Annotated in this window: 20 protein-coding genes, 1 tRNA gene and 1 pseudogene; 11 read left to right on the plus strand and 11 right to left on the minus strand. The window is 63.1% G+C overall.

Annotation, left to right across the window (positions count from 1 at the left end; all coding sequences use genetic code 11):
* Positions 1 to 107: 107 nt before the first annotated feature.
* The 5 genes and pseudogenes from JQ553_RS11080 to JQ553_RS11100 form a co-directional block, all read right to left on the minus strand.
* A complete protein-coding gene (locus JQ553_RS11080; protein WP_312015121.1) occupies positions 108 to 698 on the minus strand; it encodes a ferric reductase-like transmembrane domain-containing protein in 591 nt (196 codons plus the stop codon).
* 59 nt (positions 699 to 757) lie between these two features.
* Positions 758 to 1246: a Twin-arginine translocation pathway signal gene (locus tag JQ553_RS11085; RefSeq protein WP_212499976.1), complete on the minus strand. Its 489-nt coding sequence runs from the start codon at positions 1244 to 1246 to the stop codon at positions 758 to 760.
* A gap of 462 nt (positions 1247 to 1708) precedes the next feature.
* Positions 1709 to 2884 (minus strand): annotated as a pseudogene (locus JQ553_RS11090) (TAXI family TRAP transporter solute-binding subunit); the annotation flags it as partial.
* Positions 2868 to 3365: a hypothetical protein gene (locus JQ553_RS11095; RefSeq protein WP_312015122.1), complete on the minus strand. Its 498-nt coding sequence runs from the start codon at positions 3363 to 3365 to the stop codon at positions 2868 to 2870. The gene JQ553_RS11095 and the pseudogene JQ553_RS11090, both read right to left, overlap by 17 nt.
* An 878-nt stretch (positions 3366 to 4243) precedes the next feature.
* Positions 4244 to 4771: a Dps family protein gene (locus JQ553_RS11100; protein WP_212499977.1), complete on the minus strand. Its 528-nt coding sequence runs from the start codon at positions 4769 to 4771 to the stop codon at positions 4244 to 4246.
* Between the two features lie 122 nt (positions 4772 to 4893).
* Between JQ553_RS11100 and JQ553_RS11105 the strand changes: the two genes are divergently transcribed.
* From JQ553_RS11105 to JQ553_RS11125, 5 genes are all read left to right on the plus strand, one after another.
* Positions 4894 to 5583, plus strand: a complete 690-nt coding sequence (locus JQ553_RS11105) for a class I SAM-dependent methyltransferase (RefSeq protein ID WP_212499978.1) — start codon at positions 4894 to 4896, stop codon at positions 5581 to 5583.
* 75 nt (positions 5584 to 5658) lie between these two features.
* A tRNA-His gene (locus JQ553_RS11110) sits at positions 5659 to 5735 on the plus strand.
* A 246-nt stretch (positions 5736 to 5981) separates the two neighbouring features.
* Positions 5982 to 9446: a carbamoyl-phosphate synthase large subunit gene (carB, locus tag JQ553_RS11115; RefSeq protein WP_212499979.1), complete on the plus strand. Its 3465-nt coding sequence runs from the start codon at positions 5982 to 5984 to the stop codon at positions 9444 to 9446.
* Positions 9447 to 9643: 197 nt separating this feature from the next.
* Positions 9644 to 10117 (plus strand): transcription elongation factor GreA, encoded by a 474-nt coding sequence (gene greA / locus JQ553_RS11120; protein WP_212499980.1) that lies wholly within the window; start codon positions 9644 to 9646, stop codon positions 10115 to 10117.
* A 272-nt stretch (positions 10118 to 10389) separates the two neighbouring features.
* The gene (locus tag JQ553_RS11125; RefSeq protein ID WP_212499981.1) at positions 10390 to 10791 is read left to right on the plus strand and encodes a DoxX family protein; all 402 of its coding nucleotides are present in this window, start codon (positions 10390 to 10392) and stop codon (positions 10789 to 10791) included.
* Positions 10792 to 10845: 54 nt separating this feature from the next.
* On the opposite strand, the gene JQ553_RS11130 is transcribed toward JQ553_RS11125, so the two are convergent.
* Positions 10846 to 11325 carry an Lrp/AsnC family transcriptional regulator gene (locus JQ553_RS11130; protein ID WP_212499982.1) on the minus strand — a complete coding sequence of 160 codons (480 nt, stop codon included), beginning with the start codon at positions 11323 to 11325 and terminating at the stop codon, positions 10846 to 10848.
* Between the two features lie 280 nt (positions 11326 to 11605).
* Here JQ553_RS11130 and trxB point away from each other — a divergent pair, with 280 nt between their 5' ends.
* From trxB to JQ553_RS11145, 3 genes are all read left to right on the plus strand, one after another.
* Positions 11606 to 12571 (plus strand): thioredoxin-disulfide reductase, encoded by a 966-nt coding sequence (trxB, locus tag JQ553_RS11135; protein ID WP_212499983.1) that lies wholly within the window; start codon positions 11606 to 11608, stop codon positions 12569 to 12571.
* Positions 12572 to 12573: 2 nt separating this feature from the next.
* On the plus strand, positions 12574 to 13497 hold the full coding sequence (locus JQ553_RS11140; RefSeq protein ID WP_212499984.1) for a LysR family transcriptional regulator: 924 nt from the start codon (positions 12574 to 12576) through the stop codon (positions 13495 to 13497).
* A gap of 494 nt (positions 13498 to 13991) precedes the next feature.
* On the plus strand, positions 13992 to 14951 hold the full coding sequence (locus JQ553_RS11145; protein WP_212499985.1) for a 4-hydroxy-tetrahydrodipicolinate synthase: 960 nt from the start codon (positions 13992 to 13994) through the stop codon (positions 14949 to 14951).
* Here the strand turns inward: JQ553_RS11145 and JQ553_RS11150 are convergent.
* A complete protein-coding gene (locus JQ553_RS11150) occupies positions 14948 to 17338 on the minus strand; it encodes a heavy metal translocating P-type ATPase (protein WP_312015123.1) in 2391 nt (796 codons plus the stop codon). The genes JQ553_RS11145 and JQ553_RS11150 overlap by 4 nt on opposite strands.
* Positions 17339 to 17391: 53 nt before the next feature.
* Between JQ553_RS11150 and JQ553_RS11155 the strand changes: the two genes are divergently transcribed.
* On the plus strand, positions 17392 to 17667 hold the full coding sequence (locus JQ553_RS11155; protein WP_212499986.1) for a metal-sensitive transcriptional regulator: 276 nt from the start codon (positions 17392 to 17394) through the stop codon (positions 17665 to 17667).
* A gap of 84 nt (positions 17668 to 17751) precedes the next feature.
* On the opposite strand, the gene ychF is transcribed toward JQ553_RS11155, so the two are convergent.
* The 4 genes from ychF to JQ553_RS11175 all read right to left on the minus strand — a co-directional run bounded on the left by ychF (position 17752) and on the right by JQ553_RS11175 (position 20775).
* On the minus strand, positions 17752 to 18849 hold the full coding sequence (gene ychF / locus JQ553_RS11160) for a redox-regulated ATPase YchF (protein WP_212499987.1): 1098 nt from the start codon (positions 18847 to 18849) through the stop codon (positions 17752 to 17754).
* 34 nt (positions 18850 to 18883) lie between these two features.
* Complete coding sequence (gene pth / locus JQ553_RS11165) at positions 18884 to 19489, minus strand: aminoacyl-tRNA hydrolase (protein ID WP_212499988.1); 606 nt, start codon at positions 19487 to 19489, stop codon at positions 18884 to 18886.
* Positions 19490 to 19547: 58 nt separating this feature from the next.
* Positions 19548 to 20279, minus strand: a complete 732-nt coding sequence (locus tag JQ553_RS11170; protein WP_212499989.1) for a 50S ribosomal protein L25/general stress protein Ctc — start codon at positions 20277 to 20279, stop codon at positions 19548 to 19550.
* A 226-nt stretch (positions 20280 to 20505) separates the two neighbouring features.
* Entirely contained in the window at positions 20506 to 20775 is a 270-nt protein-coding gene (locus JQ553_RS11175) for an accessory factor UbiK family protein (protein ID WP_212499990.1), read from the minus strand.
* Between the two features lie 170 nt (positions 20776 to 20945).
* Here JQ553_RS11175 and JQ553_RS11180 point away from each other — a divergent pair, with 170 nt between their 5' ends.
* Together JQ553_RS11180 and lgt are read left to right on the plus strand one after the other, a co-directional pair.
* Positions 20946 to 21677 (plus strand): dienelactone hydrolase family protein, encoded by a 732-nt coding sequence (locus tag JQ553_RS11180; RefSeq protein ID WP_212499991.1) that lies wholly within the window; start codon positions 20946 to 20948, stop codon positions 21675 to 21677.
* A 152-nt stretch (positions 21678 to 21829) separates the two neighbouring features.
* A complete protein-coding gene (lgt, locus tag JQ553_RS11185) occupies positions 21830 to 22684 on the plus strand; it encodes a prolipoprotein diacylglyceryl transferase (protein WP_212499992.1) in 855 nt (284 codons plus the stop codon).
* Positions 22685 to 22709: the final 25 nt, after the last annotated feature.

Genomic DNA, 22709 nt, shown 5'->3' on the forward strand with positions numbered 1-22709 from the left:
CCGCTTATCGCGGTGGACCGGAAGTGACCGGCCGACCTCCCGAACGGCACTTTTGACCCAACTCGAATACGTGTCTGAAGCTTCTTACCGCTGACAATTCTTCCTGGTTACTGTCGCACGATGCTCTCTCCGCGCGACGTCGGTCGCTTTCTCCACACCCGCAAGTCAGCCATGACTTTTATGGTCGCGCCGAGGACCAGTGCACAAAGGGCCGCCTTCGATACCGTCTCCATCGTCCCCTCGACCAGCATGCAATGGACCACACTGCCTGCGACGATAACCACCGCGAGCGGCATATGAACCACGCGCCAGGTTCGCGCTCGCAGTCCCAATCGCCGGCGGAGTGCAGCCAATATCGCGACGGCGAAGATGGCCCACATGGCGGTCACACCCCAGGGGGAGAACGGCGTCGGCGATGAAAAGGAAAGAGCGTCAATCATGTCCGGCGGACTGGTGATCCAGAGCCCCCCGACGTGGACCACGAGCGCCACGACCAGCGCGCCTCCGATCCAGTGATGTGCACGCCGTCCGCGATAAGCCGAAAGCCCGGGCAAGTATCCGCCGATCAGCAGGGGCTGGACGAGCACAAGACCCAGTGCGATCATCCCCGCGAATCCCGCCAGGATGTAGACCGGACCGCGCCACGCGAGCAGTGGGCTCGCCGCCGCAGCGGCGATCGGCACGCAGATGGCGGCCACAAGGGCGGCCCAGATCAGGGGCGCCCGAGCCGATCTCTTCCCTTTTGATTCCAACTCGGTCAGGCCGGCTGAAGGACGAAATGCGCCTCCAGGCTGGTATCCTTTGCGCTCCGCATCACCGGCCGCAGAAAGACGGTTTTGAATTCACCGCTGTCATAGGCGAGGTGTCCGTGCGGTTGGCCAAAGATGGGTATGATCTGGGGCATCTCGAGGCGGAACGCCCCGTTCTTGTCGGTGAGCGTCGCCCCATGACTCTGTGGCTCCTGCTCCTGCCCCTCGGTCGTGTGCGCCCAAATCTGGATGCGCTGCCCGGCGAGCGGAGCCCCGTCGCCTGCCCGGCGCACGGTGCCACTCATCCAGAAGCCACCCTTGCCGATCCGATCCACGATCGGCGCGCCCTTGCGGTAGTTGTTCGCCCCGCCCGACATCGTTTCAGTCGGTGCAAGGCCTTCCGCGCGGGCCGGCAACAGCAGTCCGGCAGCCCCGGTTGCCAGGACGGAGCCGCCAGCGGCGAGAAGGTAGCGACGATTGAGCAGGACGGCGGTCATGTAAATTCCTCCCTGGCAGATCGTGCAGTTTGGTCCGAAGGTACAACAACAAGCGCGAGGTGCCCAGTTGAGGCAGGCGAAGAGCGCGATAGGTCACAATAACAGAGTTGTGAACGGATGTGCCGGCCGCTCAACCGGCGTCGTTGACGAAGCTTCCTCGGGAGCATCCGATGCCGCTACTGGCTGGGTGCGCTGTCATTGCAGCCGATATGAAGTGCCCGCCGAGCCGCCATTGCCTGGTGTCGGGATGCCCTGCGTGGGGCTGGGGAACGGGTTCCACCAGGCTTCCTCGCCCGGTCGGCCGCAGGGGTTTGCACCGGCGCGGTCGCCGCGCTGACCGTACTGCTCGCATTGAGCCACCGCACCTTGCCGGTTTGAGGCGTCGAGCGCCCGTCTTGCGGTGTGTGATCTGCGGGCGTGGCGGCGTGGATGATCTCGGTCTCGGACCTTCTTGGAGTCCACCTGCGGGTCCACCTCCGCCCGCGCGTTCCTCGTCTCCTCCCAGGCCTGAAATTGCCGGAACAGTGCTTCCTTGTCGGCCTCCGATTGGATGTTGGCGACGGCTGGGTTGTCTTGCAGGAATGCCTCAAAGCGTTGTCGCCTCGCCGGTTCGATGCCGTGCTTGTCGAGCCATTGCTGTGCAAGCGGCAGGCGATTCCAGCCGGCGAGCGGTGCCGACAGGGAAACCTCCTTCCACTTCGGATGAAACGGCGGATTCTGCAAAGCCGCGAATTTCGTGAAGAAGGCGTCCACGAACAGGGCAAGCTTGCGGCTGCGTTCAGTGTTGGGTGCCCAATTGTACGCGGCAAGCACCGCCGGCACTGCGATTGTGTCCACCGTCTCCCCCTTGGGAATCAGATTCGGATAGTCCTCTGTGGTCAGCCTCGCAGGCAGATAATCGTTCTGCAGGGACTTCGAATAGTCCACTGCAGCGAGATGAAAGCGGCCGTCATTTTTGAAGGTGGCAACCGACACGTACGGCTTGCCGCCAACCACGATGACGGCGTCGACCTCGCCCTTCTTCAGTTTCTCCATTGCGACTCTTTGCTCGATATAGACCAGGTTCGCCTTGATCCCGAGCCGTTCGAAAACTGTCAGTGCAGTCACAAACGTGCCGCCATTGGGCAGGTCGACGCTCACCGTCTTGCCTTCGAGATCCTGCAGATTCTTGATGGCCTTTGGTGCGATGACCTGCATCTCCTCGTTGTAGAGCTTGGTCACATAGGTGAACTGTTTCTTGATGCCATTGGCGAAGCCCTTCTTCTCCAGATAGTCGAGCGTGTCGGCGCGGACGATGCCGAGATCGACGCCCTTCAGGAAAAGGGTATCGGCGATGCCCTGCACCGAACCCCGACCGATGATCGGCAGGATGCGCAGATTGCCGTTGTCGTCGAGCACGGAAGCAAGGTCGGCGCCGAACTGGACATAGGTGCCGCCGATCGTGCCGGTCAGCAGAGTGACCGTATTGGCGTTCATCGCCTTCTTGGTCGAGGCCGAGCCGAATTTGAAGACCGCCTTCAGGCTGTCGCTGACCCTGGCCGGGTCATAGTCGGCCTCTTCAGCATGAGCCGCAACGCCGAAGGCCATCATCGTCGCGGCAAACAACATTCTAAATGGCATACTAAGGTGCTGACGCATGGCATCCTCGCGATGGAATATTCTGAAGTTGCATGAGCCGTTGTCGCGCGTCCGCCGAGCCAAGGCCGGCGGCCCTGCAGTACCAGTCGCGGGCCGTCTCCGGGTCGGGTGCGATGCTTCGCACATCGCGCACTCCGAGCACGGCCGGATCGTAGGTCAGTGCCAGCAGGAAAGCCGCAGCTGCGTCCTGCGCATTGGCGGCCCGTTCGAGCAGCAATCGCGCCGAGACGATGTCGCCGAGGGCCAGCAGGCGCTTCGCCCGCGTCACCAGCGCTGCCAACGTTTCGGTATCGAGCGTTCTCGATGGTGCAGCGGCTTCAATCCCTGGAGGGGCGGTCGGGACGGCCTGCATCGCCGATTGACCCGTGGTTGCGCCGCCCACGGATGCCGCCCTTGCCTTGTCGATAAGGACGCCGGTCGCATCGCAATTAAATATCGCGACCAGGATCGCGAATGCTGAAACAGAAACCGTTCGCTCCATCGCGTTTCGCACTCCCCTCTCTCTGGCAACGACGGGGAGCCCTTGGCGCTAAAACGCCGGGGCCATCAACACACAAAAGTGCGACCTGGCACATGCACATAACCTTACCGACCGTTGATCGTTCCCACGCAGACGGCCCGACGGCGGCTCGTTCGCAGCCGCAAAAACGGCGCCGCTGTTCAAAAAGTACACCGCACGTGTTTGGAATGCGGTAGGTGACCGTGGCGCTACACCTGATCTTTGCCATCGCGTGACGACAGGATGCGTGCGCGTTCTCGCCGGGAATTGCGGATCACTGATTTGCCCGACGCGGCAAGCCCCTACGCGCAAAATATTCCGCTTCGCGTTTGACCCAAATCAGCAGTCTAATCCGTCCGTCTCACCCGAATGAGGGGCGGCTCGCGATCGTCACGAACGTTGCGGTGAGATGCGGTGGACGCCGATTGCGTGACTGACGAGCACGCGTGAGGCGGACGGTGAAGTCGTGTGGTCCTGACGCCCCAGTGGCTGGTGTTAAGTCCGCGAGAGGCCAACGCTTCTTGCTGATGACGGTGGCAACAAAGCCCGGTCTCACCGAGGAGATCACGTATAAGCCGTAAACCATCGCGCAGGGAAAGCCGGGTCGTTTCCGGTTTCACCTGTGGTCCTACCCCGGTGCTTTTTGTTGCACCGGGCCCATGGGTGCAATCGGCACCCGGCTTTCCCTGCGCCCTCTGTCAAGGCGGGGCGAGAAGTAAGGCAGACCTCGGGTGCAGCACATCGCGGGAACGCGGACGTATGGCTCGTTCATTGCAAAACGAAGCGACTTGTCCGCCATGGCGTTGGCGAAGGCGGGAGCAATCCATCGCTCCGCAAGGATGGATTGCTGCGTCGCTGCGCTACGCCGCGTTGCTGCCTTCCTGACGGCTTGCCTCGAACAGGAACCAGGTGCGGCGCTCGGTTTCGTCGATGAAGGTCTCGAGCAGGCCGGCGGTGCCGGAATCCTCATGATCGTCGGCAAGCTTGTGCGCCTTGCGCATCGCGGCCGCCATGTGCTTGTTGTCATCCATCAATTCGCGCAGCATCTCGCGCGGCGGGACGTAGTCCTCGTCATTGTCCTTGATGGTCTGATGCTTGGCGATCTGGCCGATCGACTTCAGCGTCGCGCCGCCGAGCTTGCGCACCCGCTCGGCAAGCTGATCGGTGGTGGCGAAGATGGCGTCCGACTGCTCGTCCAGCATCAGATGATAGTCGTGGAAGTGGCGGCCGCTGACGTGCCAATGGAAATTCTTGGTCTTCAGGTAGAGCGCGAAGGCATCCGCCAGAAGCGTGTTGAGCGAGGCCGAGATCTGCTCCACCGCAGCTTTCGGCAGATCGCTCGGCGTATCGAGATCGGGGGAAATTTTGTCTGACTTGGCTTTGCTCACGTCGAACCTTCCTGTTAGGAACCCGGATATCGGCGCGATTGAACATCAAGCGCCAAACCGCTAACGCATCACGCACCCGCCAGTTCCTGCGCCAGGAACCATTCTGCCGGACCCCGAACGCGATGGATGAATGGATCGATTATTACGATTCCACGCACACGATCTATGTGAGCAGGCTGCACCGCGACCTGCACTTTGAGGCCATCGCGCGCGACATCATCGGCTATATCACCTCGCCTGATGCCGTGGTGCTGGATTACGCTTGCGGCGAGGCGCTCTCGGCGGCAAAGGTCGCCAATGCCTGCGCCAAGCTCTATCTGGCCGAGCCCGCGCCCGGCGTGCGCGGCCGGCTGATCGCACGCTTCGCGCCCGACACCAATATCCGCGTGCGCTCGCTCGACGATCTCAAGAAGATGGACGCGAACTCGGTCGACCTCGTCGTGATGAACTCGGTTGCGCAATACATGACGCCGGAGGAGCTTGACTCTGCCTTCGGCGTGATCCACCGGCTCTTGAGGCCGTCGGGCCGCTTCGTGCTTGGCGACGTCCTGCGGCCCGAGGTCGGCATGATCAGGGACGTCCTGGCGTTGCTGCGCTTCGCGGCACGCCACGGCTTCCTGCGCGATGCCCTGATCGGGTTGATCAGCACCGCGCTCTCCGATTACCGGCAACTGCGCACCAGGATCGGCCTGCAGCGCTACGGCGAGGGCGAGATGATCGCGAAACTTCGCGGCGCCGGCTTCAGCGCGACGCGTGCCCCCCGCAACATCGGGCACAATCCGTGGCGAATGACATTCGTTGCGCAGCACTGAACGTGACCGTGTGGCAGTTAGGGTTAATCAGAGGGAAGTGTGGCCGAGGCTGAAATAGTCGGCGATGATCCGCTCGGCCCGGTGGCGGAAAGCGTCGACGCGGGAGCGGTGCATCGCTCTTTATCCTGGTTCAAATCCAGGCCGGGCCTCCAGCCTTCGCCTGCTTCGCGGGCCTCGGCCCGGCAAGCCGGCCGGTCCCGGCCGGAAGGGCCAGGGCGAGCCGGCTCATTCGCCGGATTTCCCACAAAAACGGGGTCGATCGGCCTCCTTTGGGGGTTTCGCGGGTGCGGAAACTGGTCTAAAGACCACCCGCGCGCGAGAAATCGCGCTTCTAGGCTCGAGGGACGCGCAGGACGCGCGCCCTTTTTTTGTGCCTAAATTCCTGTCCGCGAGAGCTGATGCCCAAAAGAACCGACATCTCCACCATTCTTATCATCGGCGCCGGTCCCATCGTGATCGGCCAGGCCTGCGAATTCGACTATTCCGGCACGCAGGCCTGCAAGACGCTGAAGGAAGAGGGGTATCGGATCGTCCTCGTCAATTCCAACCCGGCGACGATCATGACCGACCCGGAGCTGGCGGACGCGACCTATATCGAGCCGATCACGCCTGAAATCGTGGCCAAGATTATCGAAAAAGAGCGCCACGTCGTCCCCGGCGGCTTCGCGCTCTTGCCGACGATGGGCGGGCAGACTGCGCTGAACTGCGCGCTGTCGCTGCGCAAGCACGGCACATTGGAAAAGTTCGACGTCGAGATGATCGGCGCCACCGCCGACGCCATCGACAAGGCCGAAGACCGCCAGCTGTTCCGCAATGCGATGGAGAAGATCGGCCTGCAGACGCCGAAATCGCGGCTCGCCAACGCCTCGGTGCTGAAGAAGGCCGATCGCGACAAATATCTCGCCGATCGCGCCAAGCTGTCCGGCGCTGGACTGGACGAATTCGAGCGGAACTGGGATGCGGGCGAGAACGAGCGGAGGAAGCGCTACCAGCAGCAGGCGTTTGCCGAAGCGCTGATGGCATTGTCCGACATCGGCCTGCCCGCGATCATCCGCCCCTCCTTCACGCTCGGCGGCACCGGCGGCGGCATCGCCTACAACAAGGAGGAATATCTCGACATCATCGAGCGTGGCCTTGACGCGTCGCCGACCAACGAGGTGTTGATCGAGGAATCCGTTCTCGGCTGGAAAGAGTACGAGATGGAGGTGGTGCGCGACAGGAAGGACAATTGCATCATCATCTGCTCGATCGAGAACGTCGATCCGATGGGCGTGCACACCGGCGATTCCATCACGGTGGCGCCGGCGCTGACCCTGACCGACAAGGAATACCAGATCATGCGCGACGCATCGATTGCGGTGCTGCGCGAGATCGGCGTGGAAACCGGCGGCTCCAACGTGCAGTTCGGCATCAATCCGGACGACGGTCGCATGGTCGTGATCGAGATGAATCCGCGCGTTTCGCGCTCCTCTGCGCTGGCATCGAAAGCCACCGGTTTCCCGATCGCCAAGGTGGCGGCCAAGCTCGCGATCGGCTACACGCTCGACGAGATCGCCAACGACATCACCGGTGGCGCCACGCCGGCATCGTTCGAGCCGACCATCGACTACGTCGTGACGAAGATCCCGCGCTTCGCGTTCGAGAAGTTCCCTGGCGCCTCCCCCACGCTGACTACCTCGATGAAGTCGGTCGGCGAGGTCATGGCGATCGGCCGCACCTTCCAGGAGAGCCTGCAGAAGGCCTTGCGCGGCCTCGAGACCGGGCTCACCGGGCTGGACGAGATCGAGATCGAGGGCCTCGGCCGCGGCGACGACAAGAACGCGATCCGCGCAGCGTTGGGCACGCCGACGCCGAATCGCCTGCTCCAGGTCGCACAAGCGATGCGGCTCGGCTGGTCCAATGAGGAGATCTTCAACTCCTGCAAGATCGACAAGTGGTTCCTCGCCGAGATGCGGGGCATCGTCGAGATGGAAGCAAGGGTGCGCGCCAACGGCCTGCCGCCTAATGGCACAGGCATGCGCATGCTGAAGGCGATGGGTTTTTCCGATGCGCGGCTTGCGGTGCTGACCGAAACCACCGAGGCCGAGGTCACGACGAAGCGCCACGCGCTCGGCGTCCGCCCGGTGTACAAGCGCATCGACACCTGCGCCGCGGAGTTCGCCTCGCCGACCGCCTACATGTATTCAACCTATGAGGGCCCGTTCGCCGGCAGCCTCGCCGACGAAAGCGAGCCGTCGGACCGCAAGAAGGTCATCATCCTCGGCGGCGGACCGAACCGCATCGGCCAGGGCATCGAGTTCGACTATTGCTGCTGCCACGCCTGCTTCGCACTCGGCGATGCCGGCTACGAGGCCATCATGGTCAACTGCAATCCGGAGACGGTGTCGACCGACTATGACACCGCCGACCGCCTCTATTTCGAGCCGCTCACATCCGAAGATGTGCTGGAGATCGTTGCGACCGAGCGCAAGAACGGAACGTTGCACGGCGTGATCGTGCAGTTCGGCGGCCAGACGCCGCTGAAGCTCGCGCGCGCGCTCGAAGCCGCAGACGTGCCGATCCTCGGCACTTCGCCCGACGCGATCGACCTCGCCGAGGACCGTGACCGCTTCAAGCGCATCCTCGACAAGCTCCGCCTCAAGCAGCCGAAGAACGGCATCGCCTATTCGGTCGAGCAGGCACGCCTGGTGGCCGCCGATCTCGGCCTGCCACTGGTGGTGCGTCCGTCCTACGTGCTCGGGGGGCGCGCGATGCAGATCATCCGCGAGGAGACGCAGCTCAATGATTATCTGCTCGGGACGTTGCCCGAGCTTGTGCCTGCCGACGTCAAGGCGCGCTACCCCAACGACAAGACCGGGCAGATCAACACGGTGCTCGGCAAGAATCCGCTGCTGTTCGATCGCTACCTGTCCGATGCGACCGAAGTCGACGTCGACTGCCTCTCAGACGGCAAGGACGTCTTTATCGTCGGCATCATGGAGCATATCGAGGAAGCCGGCATTCACTCGGGCGACTCCGCCTGCTCCCTACCGCCCCATTCGCTGGATACCGACATGATCGAGGAGCTCGAGCGCCAGACGCGAGAACTCGCGCTCGGACTCGACGTGATCGGCCTGATGAACGTGCAATATGCGATCAAGGACGGCGAGATCTACGTGCTCGAGGTCAATCCGCGTGCATCTCGCACCGTGCCGTTCGTCGCCAAGGTGATCGGCATGCCGGTCGCCAAGATTGCCGCGCGCATCATGGCCGGCGAGAAGCTTGCCGACTTCAAGCTGAAGAAGAAAAAGCTCGGCCATGTCGGCGTCAAGGAATCGGTATTCCCGTTCGCGCGCTTCCCCGGCGTCGACACCGTGCTCGGACCGGAGATGCGCTCGACCGGCGAAGTGATGGGCATCGACCGCTCGTTCGAGGTGGCATTCGCGAAGAGCCAGCTTGGCGGTGGCACGCGTGTGCCGCGTCAAGGCACCGTGTTCGTCTCGGTGCGCGGCGATGACAAGATTCGGATCTCCGACGCCGTGCGGCTGCTGCACTCCCTCGGCTTCAAGGTGATGGCAACATCAGGCACCCAGCGCTACCTCGTGGATCACGGCGTGCCGGCCGACAAGGTAAACAAAGTCTTGGAAGGACGTCCGCACATCGTCGATGCCATCACCAATGGCGACGTCCAGCTTGTCTTCAACACCACCGAAGGCCCGCAGGCATTGGCCGACAGCCGCTCGCTGCGGCGGGCTGCCCTCTTGCATAAAGTGCCATATTACACCACTCTTTCCGGCGCGGTGGCGGCCGCGCAGGGGATCCGTGCCTACCGGGACGGGGACCTTGAGGTCCGCACGCTTCAGAGTTACTTTTCCGAAAGCTGACCGCATCCGGGCCAAATCAGGCCACGAAACGGTCAGCAATTAGCCGAATGGCTGGAACTCACCGCGCGATTGGATGTTGTCACGGCCCTTAGCGGGGCCGAAAGTCAGTGGGCTTCAGGGCTTTCCAGCCCTGCTCCTGCGTTAGATGAACTGGATACTCGTGCACGTCAAACCGCGCACGATAAAGGACGAAGATGATGGAAAAGGTTCCGATGACTGCGGTCGGCTATGCCGCGCTGACGGACGAGTTGAAGCATCGCCAATCAGTGGATCGTCCGCGCATCATCGAACACATCGCGGAGGCGCGCTCGCATGGCGATCTCTCGGAGAATGCCGAGTATCACGCCGCCAAGGAAGAGCAGTCGCACAACGAAGGTCGCATCGCAGAGCTCGAGGACAAGCTCGCGCGCGCCGATGTGATCGACATCTCCAAGCTCTCCGGCGACACCATCAAGTTCGGCGCGACCGTGACGCTGGTCGACGAGGATACCGAAAAGAAGGCGGTGTGGCAGATCGTCGGCGAGGTCGAAGCCGACGCCAAGAAGGGGCGCATTTCCATCACCTCGCCGCTTGCGCGCGCGCTGATCGGCAAGACGAAGGGCACGACCGTGGAGGTGATGGCACCTGGCGGCGCCAAGGCCTACGAGATCACCAAGGTCGAGTGGCGATAGATTTCGCCTCTGCTGCAGGGTGAAAAGAGCCGCGTCTTGCACGCGGCTTTTTGCTGCGCGCACGGCATTGTGAGTGGAAAACTGCGACAGGAAATCGCCGCAGAAAGCGATTTGATTATCAGATATAATCATATCTGCGCGTTCGTCGGACAGCCGTGCAGCGAGGAATGATTTCGCTCACAAGGTGTTGACATCGTACCGGGGCGACAGACACCGTATTGCGCTGCGTCGCGCACAACGCACCAGCGCGGGCAAACAGGGGGTAAATGACAATGGACCAGGTTTTCTCCAAGTTTCAACCGGTGGTGCTGAGCCTGTTCAGGTTCATCACCGGACTGCTGTTGTTTCAGTACGGCGTCGCGAAGATCTTCAAATTTCCGGCGATGCCGTACTTCGCCAACGTCCCCCCGCTGATCATGACCGCGGGTGCGATTGAACTCGTCCTCGGCGCGTTATTGATGATCGGCCTGCTGTCGCGGCCCGTCGCCTTCATCCTGTCGGGTGAAATGGCTTTCGCCTACTTCCTGGGCCATATGTTCAAGAACCCGGCCGAGCCGGTGTTTCTGCCGCTGCTCAATGGCGGCACCGCGGCGATTCTGTTCTGCTTCGCCTGTCTCTATCTCTCGACCTCTGGACCGGGCCCGATCAGCGTCGACGAGATGCGAAAGAAGTAGCGGCCGCTCTTACCGCGTCATCGCGAGGAGCGGCCGGCAAAGGAGTCCGGTCGCTCACCCCGCCGCCTTGATAGCCAGCGGCACCGCAGCCTCGTATTTCGAATTGTGCAGCACCAGCGAGGTCCTGACATTGCGCACATGCGGCGCCGCGGTGAGGTGCGTGACGAAATCCTGGAACGTCGCCATATCGGGCGCCACACATTTGAGGATGAAATCGACTTCGCCCGACAGCATCCAGCATTCGCGCACCAGCGGCTCCGCGCGGACGAAATTCTCGAAGGCACGAAGATCGGCATCGGCCTGGCTCGATAGATGCACCGCGGCGAATACCGTTACATCGAAGCCGAGCCGGCGCGGATCGAGCAGGCCGCGGTAGCCCTGGATGTAACCTTCCTCCTCCAACGTCCTGACCCGGCGCAGACAGGGGGGCGGCGAGATCCCGACGCGCTTGGCCAGTTCCACATTGGTGATTCGGCCGTCGGCCTGGATTTCGGCAAGAATTTTGAGGTCGATCTCGTCAAGGTTCTTCGACACGCGGCTACATTTCCTTAGGGCTTGGAAGGCTCGGCAAGGTCTGCCGATGGTTCATAGCGCAGGCGAGCCGTGATGCGCAATTTTATTGCGCGTGCAGTGCACGATTTCGCGACCTTTAACTGCAGTTCCGGGGAAAAATCGCGGCCATGGATTGCAATTCTTGCATAGCTACCCAGATATCATAAACTGGGATTTGACACTTTTAGCGCCGCCGCGACCCGTTTGCGGGCGCTTTCCGCACAAGTCCTCAACAAAGTCCCCAAAACAAAGGGATCCGCCGATGCCCGCGCCTGCCCATGCCAAGATCGTCATCATCGGGTCCGGCCCAGCCGGTTACACCGCGGCGATCTACGCAGCGCGCGCGATGCTGGAGCCGGTATTGATCCAAGGCATCCAGCCTGGCGGACAGCTCACCATCACGACCGATGTAGAGAACTATCCGGGCTTCGCCGACGTGATCCAGGGCCCTTGGCTGATGGAGCAAATGGAGAAACAGGCCGCCCATGTCGGCACCAAGATCATCACCGACCACGTCAACAAGCTCGAACTCGGCCAGCGGCCGTTCCGCCTGACTTGCGACAGCGGCGACGTCTATCTCGCCGATACCGTGGTGCTCGCCACCGGGGCACAGGCGCGCTGGCTCGGTTTGCCGTCGGAAGAGGAATTCAAGGGCTTCGGCGTTTCGGCCTGCGCGACCTGCGACGGCTTCTTCTATCGCAACAAGGAGGTCGTGGTGGTCGGCGGCGGTAACACCGCGGTCGAGGAAGCGCTGTTCCTTACCAATTTCGCATCCCGGGTGACCATCGTGCACCGCCGCGATCATTTCCGCGCTGAGCGCATCCTGCAGGATCGCCTGTTCAAGCACCCCAAGATCAAGGTGGTCTGGGATTCGGTCGTTGACGAAATCCGCGGGAGTAAGAACCCCAGCAAGGTCACCCATGTAAGGCTGAAGAACGTCAAGACCGGCACACTGACGGACGTACCGACGGACGGCATCTTTGTCGCGATCGGGCACGCGCCGGCGACCGATCTCGTCAAGGGGCAGATCAAGCTGAAAACTTCGGGTTATGTCGAGGTGGCGCCGAATTCGACCGCGACCTCGGTTCCCGGCCTGTTTGCGGCCGGCGACGTGGCGGATGAGACCTATCGCCAGGCGGTTACGGCCGCCGGCCTCGGCTGCATGGCGGCACTCGAGGCGGAGCGTTTCCTGGCTCTTCGCGCGAGCGATCGCGCAGCGGCGGAATAATCATGGCACGATCTCGCGACGGATTTACTGATATGGATTGGGACAAGCTGAAGGTCTTTCACGCTGCGGCGGAAGCGGGCAGTTTCACGCATGCCGGCGAGCAGCTTGGGCTTTCACAATCGGCGGTCTCCCGCCAGGTCAGCGCGCTGGAGCAGGAGCTTGCGGTGTCGCTGTTCCACCGCCACGCGCGCGGACTGATCCTCACCGAACAAGGCGACCTGCTGTTCCGCACCGCGCATGACGTGTTCATGCAATTGCAGGCAGCGCGTGCCAAGCTCACCGACAGCCGTGAGCGGCCGAGCGGCGACCTCAAGATCACCACGCCACCTGCGCTCGGCATCAACTGGCTGATCCCACGGCTCGATGAGTTCACCGCGCTTTATCCGGACATCCGGATCTCGCTGATCGTGACCGACGAGGATCTCGACCTGTCGATGCGCGAGGCCGATGTCGCAATCCGCACCCGCAAGCCGACGCAGCCCGATCTGATCCAGAGAAAGCTGTTCTCGATCGGATTCCATGCTTATTGCTCGCCGGAATACATCAAGCGCTTCGGTACGCCGCGGACGCTCGACGATCTCGACTCGCACCGCATCATCATGCTCGGCGACTCCCAGGTGCCGCCGCACTTGCAGAACCGCAGTTGGCTGATCGATGCCGGCCGCAACGGCTCCGGTCCGCGCGAACCCTACTTCAAGGTTAACAACATCCTTGGACTGGTGCGTGCCTGTCAGCAGGGCCTCGGCATCGCCGCGCTGCCGGATTATCTGGTCGAAGAGAACAACCGTCTGGTGCAGTTGTTCGGCGAGTCCGACTCGATCGCCCTCGACACCTACTTCGTCTATCCTGAAGAGTTGAAGACAGTAGCGCGTGTGCAGGTGTTCCGCGACTTCGTCGTCAGCAAGGCTCAGCGCTGGCCCTCTTGACGCGAGGCGCTTATGCGCGCTTGGCGTAACTGCCTCGAGACGCCCCCAAATCTCCGCATGTCTGACATGCGGCTCGGACGGTTGCTGCATGGCGACGATGGGGATCATAGTGCTTACACGCTGAGCGGTCGCGTCGCGCATATGTCCCCCTCCTCCAGCGGCGCGGAAGTTCAGTAATCCCTCTTGGAAGGTGATTGTGTCGGCCTCACGTGGCCAATACCTTAAGCCGGGCTCTTATGGGCCCGGCTTTTTTTCGCCTGCACGTGACGGTGGTCTTTGCTGACATTGACAACGACAGCGCACCGCAGCATCATCAGCACATGATCACGATTTCGTGCGCAGGCCTCTCGTCGAAAAAAGCTCCCTGCCCGGGGGCACGAGATCGCGCGCGATAAGATCATTCTCGCAATTTGACGATCCCGAAACCCCGCCCGCCCGGACGGGGTTTTTTGTTGGGTCCCGTCTCCGGCCTGCTTTCCCCAAGGAGATGAAACATGACCAACCTACGAGACCAATTGCAGGGCCTGTGGTTGCCGCTGATCACGCCCTTCCACGATGGCGATCTCGACGAGCCCTCACTGCGCCGCCTTACGCGGCACTACGCAAGCAGCCCTGTTGAAGGCCTCGTACTCGGCGCCACCTCCGGCGAGGGCATGTCACTTTGCATGAAGGAGCTGGAACGGCTGGTGAGCGTGGTGCGGGGCGAAGTCGCTGCAAGCTGCCGCAACTTGCCACTCTGCCTCGGACTGTCGGGAGCCAGCACCAATATGATGAAGGACCTGCTGGACGAAACGGCTGACTGGCCAATCGACGGCTATTTGATCGCGAGCCCCTACTACACCCGCCCGTCACAGCGCGGGCTCTTGCAACACTTCATGGCGCTTGCCGATCACGCTGCCTGGCCGATCGTGCTCTACAACATCCCCTACCGCAGCGCCGTGAACCTGACCAACGAGACGCTACTCGCACTCGCCGCGCATCCCAATATCGTCGGCATGAAGGATTGCTGCGCCGACCGCGCGCAGTCGATCGATTTTATCGACCGGCGGCCGGCCGGCTTCCGCGTGCTCACCGGCGAGGACGCGCAAGCCTTCGATGCACTGTCCGACGGCGCCGACGGCGCGATCCTGCTGTCGGCACATTTGGAAACAGAAACCTTCGCCGCGATCCGGACGCTGTTGCAGCAAGGCAATCGCGAAGCCGCGCTGGCCGCATGGCGGAGCGTCGCCGGACTGACCAAGCTGTTGTTCGCCGAACCGAGCCCGGCGCCAGCCAAGCATTGGCTGTGGCGGCAGGGGCTGATCGAGAGTCCCGAAGTCCGGTTGCCGATGGTCGAGGTGAGTGCGGATCTCGCCACCTGGCTCGATGCCGAGATCGAGTGTCGCGCGCCACGCGTGCTTAGGACGGCCCGTACTCTCTCCCCGTTCTCGCGGGGAGAGGCGACAGGAGCCTAATCCAGCTTCGCGCGCGCGAGCCGCAGGGCGTTGCCGATGACGCTGACCGAGGACAGCGCCATCGCGGCGGCGGCGATGATCGGCGACAGCAGAATGCCGAACAACGGATACAGCACACCGGCCGCGATCGGCACGCCGGCGGCGTTGTAGACGAAGGCAAACGCCAGATTCTGGCGGATGTTGCGCATTGTCTTGACCGACAACCGCCGTGCGCGGACCAGGCCCATCAGATCGCCGGTCAGGAGCGTGACACCAGCGCTCTCGATTGCGACATCGGTGCCACCGCCCATGGCGATGCCGACATCGGCAGCCGCCAGCGCCGGGGCGTCATTGACGCCATCACCCGCCATCGCGACGATGCGGCCTTCGCTGCGAAGCCACTGAACCACCTCGCTCTTGCGCTCCGGCAGCACGCCGGCCTCGACCTCGTCGATACCAAGCGCCCGCGCCACCGCACGCGCCGTCGTCACATTGTCGCCGGTCAACATCACGATGCGCAGACCGTCGGCGCGCAACGCCTGCAGTGCTTCCATCGCCGACGGTTTGACCGGATCGGCGATCGCGATCACCCCGGCGATGCGGCCGTCGACAGCGATGTAGATCGCGGTGGCACCATTCTTGCGCGCAGCCTCGGCGGCCGGGTCCAGCACGATCGTTGCAACCTTCAGCTCACCCATCAGCATGGCATTGCCGAGCGCTACCTGCCTGCCATCGACCTTGCCGGCCGCACCCTTGCCGGAGGGGGAGGCGAAGCCAGAGACCGCGACGGGCGTGAGCTTGCGCTCCCTGGCGGCAGCGAGGATCGCCTGCGCCAGCGGATGCTCGCTGCCCTGCTCGACGCTGGCCGCAAGGCGCAGCAGCGCGTTTTCGTCGAAACCTTCGGCCGGCATGATGCGCGTCACCTTCGGCTTGCCCTCGGTGAGCGTGCCGGTCTTGTCGATCACCAGCGTGTCGACCGCTTCCATCCGCTCCAGCGCCTCGGCGTCGCGGACCAGGATGCCGGAATGCGCGCCGCGACCGACGCCGACCATGATCGACATCGGCGTTGCAAGTCCGAGCGCACAGGGGCAGGCAATGATCAGCACCGTGACCGCGGCGACCAGCGCAAAGGTCAGGCGCGGCTCCGGCCCGAAGGCGGCCCAGGCTATAAAGGCGAGCACGGCGGCGGCGATCACCGCCGGCACGAACCAGCCGGCGACGCGGTCGGCGAGCCGCTGGATCGGCGCGCGCGAGCGCTGCGCCTTGGCAACCATATCGACGATCCGCGCCAGCATGGTGTCGCGGCCGATCTTCTCCGCGCGCATCACGAGGCCGCCGCTCCGGTTGACGGTGCCACCGATGACGCTGGCGCCCTCGTCTTTCGACACCGGCATCGATTCGCCGGTGACCATGGTTTCATCGATTACTGCGTGGCCCTCGATGACGACGCCGTCGACCGGAATCTTCTCGCCGGGCCGCACGCGCAGGCGATCGCCGACCTTGATCGCATCGATCGCAACGTCCTCGTCGCCGTGGTCGGTGATGCGCCGCGCGGTCTTGGGCGCGAGGCCCAGCAGGGCGCGGATCGCGCCCGAGGTCTGGGCGCGTGCGCGCAATTCCAGCACCTGGCCTAGCAGCACCAGCACGGTGATGACGGCCGCCGCCTCGAAATACACTGCAACCGCGCCATGCGTGTCGCGGAAGGCTGATGGGAACAGACCCGGCGCCAGCGTGGCGACGACGCTGTAGACGTAGGCGACCCCGGTACCCATCGCGATCAGCGTGAACATGTTGAGATTGCGTGTGACCAGCGACTGCCAGCCGCGCACGAACAGCGGCGCGCCGGCCCACAGCACGACCGGCGTCCCCAGCACCAATGAGATCCAGTTCGACCAGTTCTGCGGCACCAGATGCATCAGGCCAAGATGGCTGCCCATCTCGAGCCCGAAGACCGGCAGCGTCAGCCAGAACGCAATCCAGAAGCGCCTGGTCATGTCGATCAGTTCTGGATCGGGTCCGTCGTCGAGCGAGACCTGCTCGGGCTCGAGCGCCATGCCGCAGATCGGGCAATTGCCGGGGCCGACCTGCCGCACCTCCGGATGCATCGGGCAAGTGTAGATCGTGCCGGCCGGCATCGGCGGCTCGGGCTGACGCGGCTTGAGATACTTTCCCGGCTCGGCCTCGAACCGCTCGCGGCAGCGTTCGCTGCAGAAAAAATAGACCTCGCCCTTATGGCTGACGCGATGCTTGGCGGTCGCCGGATTGACCTTCATGCCGCACACCGGATCGATCGCAAGTGTCGACTCCGCGGCCCCCGCGCCGTGATCGTGCTTGCCGCTGCAGCAGGACTGCGCGGCCGCACCGCGATGATGATCGGCGTGCGAATGGTTGTGCTCTGCCTGTGCCACGAAACTGTTCCAGACCTCTTGAACCATATACCCCATGGGGGTATATGAGGGCTATGCGCGAAGAGATCAAGACATCCTGCTTAAAACGGCTCAAGCGGGTCGAAGGGCAGATCCGCGGCCTCGCCGGCATGGTCGAGGACGATCGCTATTGCATCGACGTGGTGACGCAGATCGCTGCGGCGCGCGCGGCGCTGCGCCGCGTCGAGGAGGAGATCCTGCGCGATCACGTCGCCCATTGCGTGGAGCATGCGATCTCGGCCGGCGACAAGGCCGACCAGCGGCGCAAGATCGCCGAGTTGATGGATGTGATCGGTCGCGCGGATCGCTGATGCGATGGTTTCGGTTAAACCGGCCTTTCCGCAGGCCGGCATCACCCCTCCCGCCTGCTTGCGGGAGAGGCGGCGCGCAATGCCTCAAGTGTTGAAGCGGAAATGCATGACGTCGCCGTCGGCGACGACATAGTCCTTGCCCTCGAGCCGCAACTTGCCGGCATCGCGTGCCCCGGCTTCGCCATTGCCTGCGATGTAATCGTCATAGGCGATGGTCTCGGCGCGAATAAAACCCTTCTCGAAATCGGTGTGGATCACGCCGGCCGCGGCCGGGGCCTTGGTGCCACGGTCAATGGTCCAGGCGCGCGCTTCCTTCGGACCGACGGTGAAATAGGTGATGAGATCGAGCAGCTGGTAGCCGGCGCGGATCAGGCGGTCGAGTCCGGCCTCCTCCAGGCCCAACGTCTCGAGAAAATCGGCGCGCTCCTCGCGCGACAACGTTGCGATCTCGGATTCGATCTTGGCGGAGATGACCACCGCCACCGCGCCCTCTTCTTTCGCACGCTCGAACACCGCCTTGGAGAAATTGTTGCCGTCCCTGGCGGAGGCTTCCTCGACGTTGCAGACGTAAAGCACCGGCTTTGACGTCAGGAGGCCCAGCATGCGGAACGCGCGTTCCTCCTCAGGCTTGCGCTCCAGCGCGCGCGCCGGCTTGCCGTCGCGCAACAGCACCAGCGCGCGGTTGACGAGATCAAGCTGCTCCTTGGCTTCCTTGTCGTTGCCCTTGGCCTTCTTCGAGAGATTGTCGACGCGCTTTTCCAGGCTGTCGAGATCGGCGAGCATCAGTTCGGTCTCGATGGTCTCGATATCGGCGAGCGGCGCGATCTTGCCCTCGACATGGGTGATGTCGGAATCCTCGAAGCAGCGCACCACATGCGCGATGGCGTCGACCTCGCGGATATTGGCGAGGAACTGGTTGCCGAGACCTTCGCCCTTCGAGGCGCCGCGGACAAGGCCCGCAATGTCTACGAAGGTCAACCGGGTCGGGATGATCTGCGCGGACTTCGCGATCGCAGACAGTTTCTCCAGCCGCGGATCGGGCACCGCGACCTCACCGACGTTCGGCTCGATCGTGCAGAACGGATAGTTCGCCGCCTGCGCGGCAGCCGTCTCCGTCAGCGCATTGAACAGCGTCGATTTGCCGACATTAGGCAGCCCGACGATCCCGCATTTGAATCCCATAGTCCGTCCCGAAATCCGTTAGAGAAGCGCCGCCTCACGCGGTGTCGTTCTCATCCTTGTCGAAAAATCCCTTGGCCTGCATCACCAGATGCACCTTGTTGGCGAACGAGGCGTCATGACCTGTCGCCAGCAGGCCGGCATTGTCGGCGACGGCATGACACAACGCCTCCACCCACGGCCGGTCGCTCTTGGCGAAGTCCGACAACACGTGGCTGTGCACGAGCTCCTTGACGCCGGGATGACCGATGCCGAGCCGCACCCGGCGATAGTCGTTGCCGATATGAGCGGAGATCGAGCGCAACCCGTTGTGACCAGCGATCCCACCGCCAACCTTCACCCGCAGTTTCGCCGGTGGCAGTTCGAGCTCATCCTGGAACACGGTGACATCGCCGGCCGCAAGCCTGTAGAAGTTCGCCGCCTCCTGCACCGCACGCCCGGACTCGTTCATGAAAGTGGTCGGCTTCAAGAGCACGACCTTCTCACGGTCGAGCACGCCCTCGCAGGCCTCGCCCTGAAAGCGACGGCGCCATGATGCGAAACCATGACGCCGTGCAATTTCATCGACCGCCAGGTACCCGATATTGTGCCGGTTGCTGGCGTATTTCGCACCGGGATTACCGAGACCAACAAAGAGGCGCATGGCGCGGCATCCCGTGTCAGCGCGCGATCAACGGATGATCGCGCGCCGACCTGATCGGTTACTTCTTCTTGTCGCCACCGCCGGCAGGCGCCTTGGTGCCCGCGGCCGGAGCCGCAGCGCCCGCAGCCGGAGCGGCGGCAGGAGCGGGAGCCGCCGCAGCACCCGGGGCCGGCGCAGCGGTCGCGCCGGCGGCCGCCGCAGCCGCGGCCCTCTGTTCTTCCGCGTAACCGGACGGCGGCACGATGGTGACCAGCGTTGCGTCCTCGCGCGTCAGCGACTTCACGCCCTTCGGCAGCTTGATCTCGGAGAGATGCAGCGAGTAGCTGATCTCGAGCCCGCCGACGTCGGCCTCGATATATTGCGGAATGTTGTCAACCGAGCACTCGAGCTCGAGCGCGTGGGTGACGATGTTGACCGTTCCACCGCGCTTGACGCCCGGCGCCATTTCCGCGTTCACGACGTGCAGCGGCACGCTGACGCGGATGGTTGCGCCTTCCCCAAGCCGCATGAAGTCGACATGGAGCGGGAAATCCTTCACCGCATCGAGGTGGAAGTCGCGCGGAATCACGCGGTGCTTCTTGCCCTCGAGATCGATGTCATAAATCGTGGTCAGGAACCGGCCGGCGAGGATGCGCTGGCGCAGTTCGCGATCGTCAACCGAGATGGTCAACGGGGGCTGGTTGTTGCCGTAGATCACTCCGGGAACTCTCCCGGCGCGACGCTCTGCCCGGGCGGCCCCCTTGCCGCTCTTCGGACGCGCGGTCGCCTTCAATTCCATGACGGTTGCCATAGCCTTAAGTCCTTGTATTTAAAAAGTTAAAGGCCGCAGCGCGGCCCATGCTCAGATCCACGGCAAGCCTCCAGGGGTGCGGGGGCCGCGGATGTGGCGGGCTTTTAGCCCCAAAGGGACAAAATGACAAGGAAATGAAGGGATTTTTCTCAACGTTACCCCAGCCTCGCCACTCGCTCACACCCCTCCCCTGGAGGGGACCCACCCAGGGAAATCCATGCACGCCTTAGCCCGCAGTGCCCGGTGCGATGCCGAGCTTGGCCTCCAGAGCAATAATCCGCGCTTTGAGCACTTCGTTCTCCTCACGCGCCAAGCGCGCCATGTCCTTGACCGCGTCGAACTCCTCGCGCTTGACCACGTCGAGGTCGCGCAAGATGCGTTCTGCCTGGTTGCGCATGACCTGATCGACCTCGCGCTTGACGCCCTGGGCTGCACCCGCGGCATCGTTCATCAGACGGCCGATCTCGTCGAAAAACCGATTGCTGGTCTGGGTCATCTTGAAAACTCCGCGTTCACTGGATGGCAACGGAGACAATGGCGATCCGCGCGAGGCGGTTCAAGTCCGCGCCGTATGGCTGGCCCTCTCCGGCTCGCCTTGTCATGCTCCGGTTTCCTTGCAATCGTATTGAACACACAACAGAAATCGCACAAGGCGAGCAGAGAGTCATGATCGAGCACACGGTCGATATCGAAACCAAGGACGGCAAGACCACAACCTTCGTCGCGCACCCGGAGCGCGGCGGACCGTTTCCCGTCATCATCTTCTACATGGATGCGCCGGCGATCCGCGAGGAGCTGCGCGACATGGTACGCCGGCTCGGCACCTCGGGCTATTACGTGATGCTACCCAATATGTATTACCGCGCCGGCGTGATGGAGCTCGGCCCGATCAATCCCGATCCTGAATCGCCGGAGCGCAAGCGCATGTTCGCGCTGATGAGCTCGCTCAGCATCCCGCTCGTGATGGAGGATACCAAGGCGCTGCTCGCGTATGCCGAGACGCAACGGGCCGCGAACACGAAGATCGTCGGCACCGTGGGCTACTGCATGAGCGGGCGCTATGCGGTCAACGCCGCGACGCACTTCTCCGATCGCGTCAAGGCCGCCGCCTCGATCTACGGCACGCATCTGGCGACCGACCAGCCCGACAGCCCGCATCTTGCCGCACAGAAGACCAAGGCCGAACTCTATTTCGCCTGCGCCGAGACCGACGTCTATGCACCCGCCGAAATCATCGAGAAGGTGAAGGTGGGCATGAAGGGATCGAACAACGAGGTGGAGATCTATCCCGGTACGCATCACGGCTTTGCGTTCCCCAAGCGCCCGGTCTATGACCGCGACGCCGCCGAACGCCACTGGGAGCGGCTGCTCGCCCTCTATCGCCGCAACCTCGTCTAGAGCGACGAGATCAGGATCATCGCGCTTCACACGAGCCCCATCATGACGGTCGCCCTGCCCATGTATCGCGAGATGGGGTTCACCAAGGCCTATGACGCGCCGCCGATCCACGGCGTGCCCTACGCCGTCTACACGAAAGTGCTCTGATCCCGATGCCGTTCCTCCTGATCGACTTTCCGATCTTCGATCCCGTCGCGCTCTCGCTCGGGCCGATCGCGATCCGCTGGTATGCGCTGGCCTATATCGGCGGCATCGTGCTGGGGTGGATCTATGCCCGCTCGCTGATCAAAAAGGAACGGCTCTGGGGCGGGCCGGCGCCGATCACGCTGCCGCAGCTCGACGATTTCATCCTCTGGGTGACGATCGGCATCATCGTCGGCGGCCGCACCGGCTACGTGCTGTTCTACAACCTTCCCTTCTTCATTGCGCATCCGGCCGAGATCTTCGAATTGTGGAAGGGCGGCATGTCGTTCCATGGCGGTTTCCTCGGCTGCGTCGCCGCGGTGATGCTGTTCGCTCGGCGCAACAACATCTCGATCCTGTCGCTGGGCGACATCACCACCGCGGTCGGTCCGATCGGGCTGTTTCTCGGACGCCTCGCCAACTTCATCAACAGCGAGTTGTGGGGCCGTCCCGCCGACCCAAGCCTGCCTTGGGCCATGATCTTCCCCAATGGCGGGCCGCTGCCGCGCCACCCGAGCCAGCTCTACGAGGCCGGCCTCGAGGGCATTCTGCTGTTTACGGTGCTCGCCATAATGATCCGGATGGGCGCTCTGAGGCGGCCGGGCCTGATTCTCGGCAGCTTCATCGCCCTCTACGGCTTTGCCCGAATAACCGGTGAATTTTTCAGGGAGCCCGACCCGCAGCTGGGATTCCTGTGGGGCGGACTAACCATGGGCATGCTGCTGTCGGTGCCAATGATTATGGTTGGCGCTATCATCATTGCCGCTGCCGTCCGCCGCAAGACGGCCGGGCCGATGCCGAGTTCAATTCAAGGAAGACTGTGAGCGAAACTTCCCCGCTGCTGGACGA

This window comes from Bradyrhizobium lablabi, from assembly GCF_018131005.1.
In the GTDB taxonomy this organism is placed as follows: Bacteria; Pseudomonadota; Alphaproteobacteria; order Rhizobiales; family Xanthobacteraceae; genus Bradyrhizobium; species Bradyrhizobium lablabi_D.

Bases quoted from the DNA above. Each gene is read 5' to 3' on its own strand.
- JQ553_RS11085 (WP_212499976.1), bottom strand. From the start codon at position 1,246: ATGACCGCCGTCCTGCTCAATCGTCGCTACCTTCTCGCCGCTGGCGGC.
- JQ553_RS11095 (WP_312015122.1), bottom strand. From the start codon at position 3,365: ATGGAGCGAACGGTTTCTGTTTCAGCATTCGCGATCCTGGTCGCGATA.
- JQ553_RS11105 (WP_212499978.1), top strand. From the start codon at position 4,894: ATGGATGAATGGATCGATTATTACGATTCCACGCACACGATCTATGTG.
- carB (WP_212499979.1), top strand. From the start codon at position 5,982: ATGCCCAAAAGAACCGACATCTCCACCATTCTTATCATCGGCGCCGGT.
- greA (WP_212499980.1), top strand. From the start codon at position 9,644: ATGGAAAAGGTTCCGATGACTGCGGTCGGCTATGCCGCGCTGACGGAC.
- JQ553_RS11125 (WP_212499981.1), top strand. From the start codon at position 10,390: ATGGACCAGGTTTTCTCCAAGTTTCAACCGGTGGTGCTGAGCCTGTTC.
- trxB (WP_212499983.1), top strand. From the start codon at position 11,606: ATGCCCGCGCCTGCCCATGCCAAGATCGTCATCATCGGGTCCGGCCCA.
- JQ553_RS11140 (WP_212499984.1), top strand. From the start codon at position 12,574: ATGGCACGATCTCGCGACGGATTTACTGATATGGATTGGGACAAGCTG.
- JQ553_RS11145 (WP_212499985.1), top strand. From the start codon at position 13,992: ATGACCAACCTACGAGACCAATTGCAGGGCCTGTGGTTGCCGCTGATC.
- JQ553_RS11155 (WP_212499986.1), top strand. From the start codon at position 17,392: ATGCGCGAAGAGATCAAGACATCCTGCTTAAAACGGCTCAAGCGGGTC.
- ychF (WP_212499987.1), bottom strand. From the start codon at position 18,849: ATGGGATTCAAATGCGGGATCGTCGGGCTGCCTAATGTCGGCAAATCG.
- pth (WP_212499988.1), bottom strand. From the start codon at position 19,489: ATGCGCCTCTTTGTTGGTCTCGGTAATCCCGGTGCGAAATACGCCAGC.
- JQ553_RS11170 (WP_212499989.1), bottom strand. From the start codon at position 20,279: ATGGCAACCGTCATGGAATTGAAGGCGACCGCGCGTCCGAAGAGCGGC.
- JQ553_RS11175 (WP_212499990.1), bottom strand. From the start codon at position 20,775: ATGACCCAGACCAGCAATCGGTTTTTCGACGAGATCGGCCGTCTGATG.
- JQ553_RS11180 (WP_212499991.1), top strand. From the start codon at position 20,946: ATGATCGAGCACACGGTCGATATCGAAACCAAGGACGGCAAGACCACA.
- lgt (WP_212499992.1), top strand. From the start codon at position 21,830: ATGCCGTTCCTCCTGATCGACTTTCCGATCTTCGATCCCGTCGCGCTC.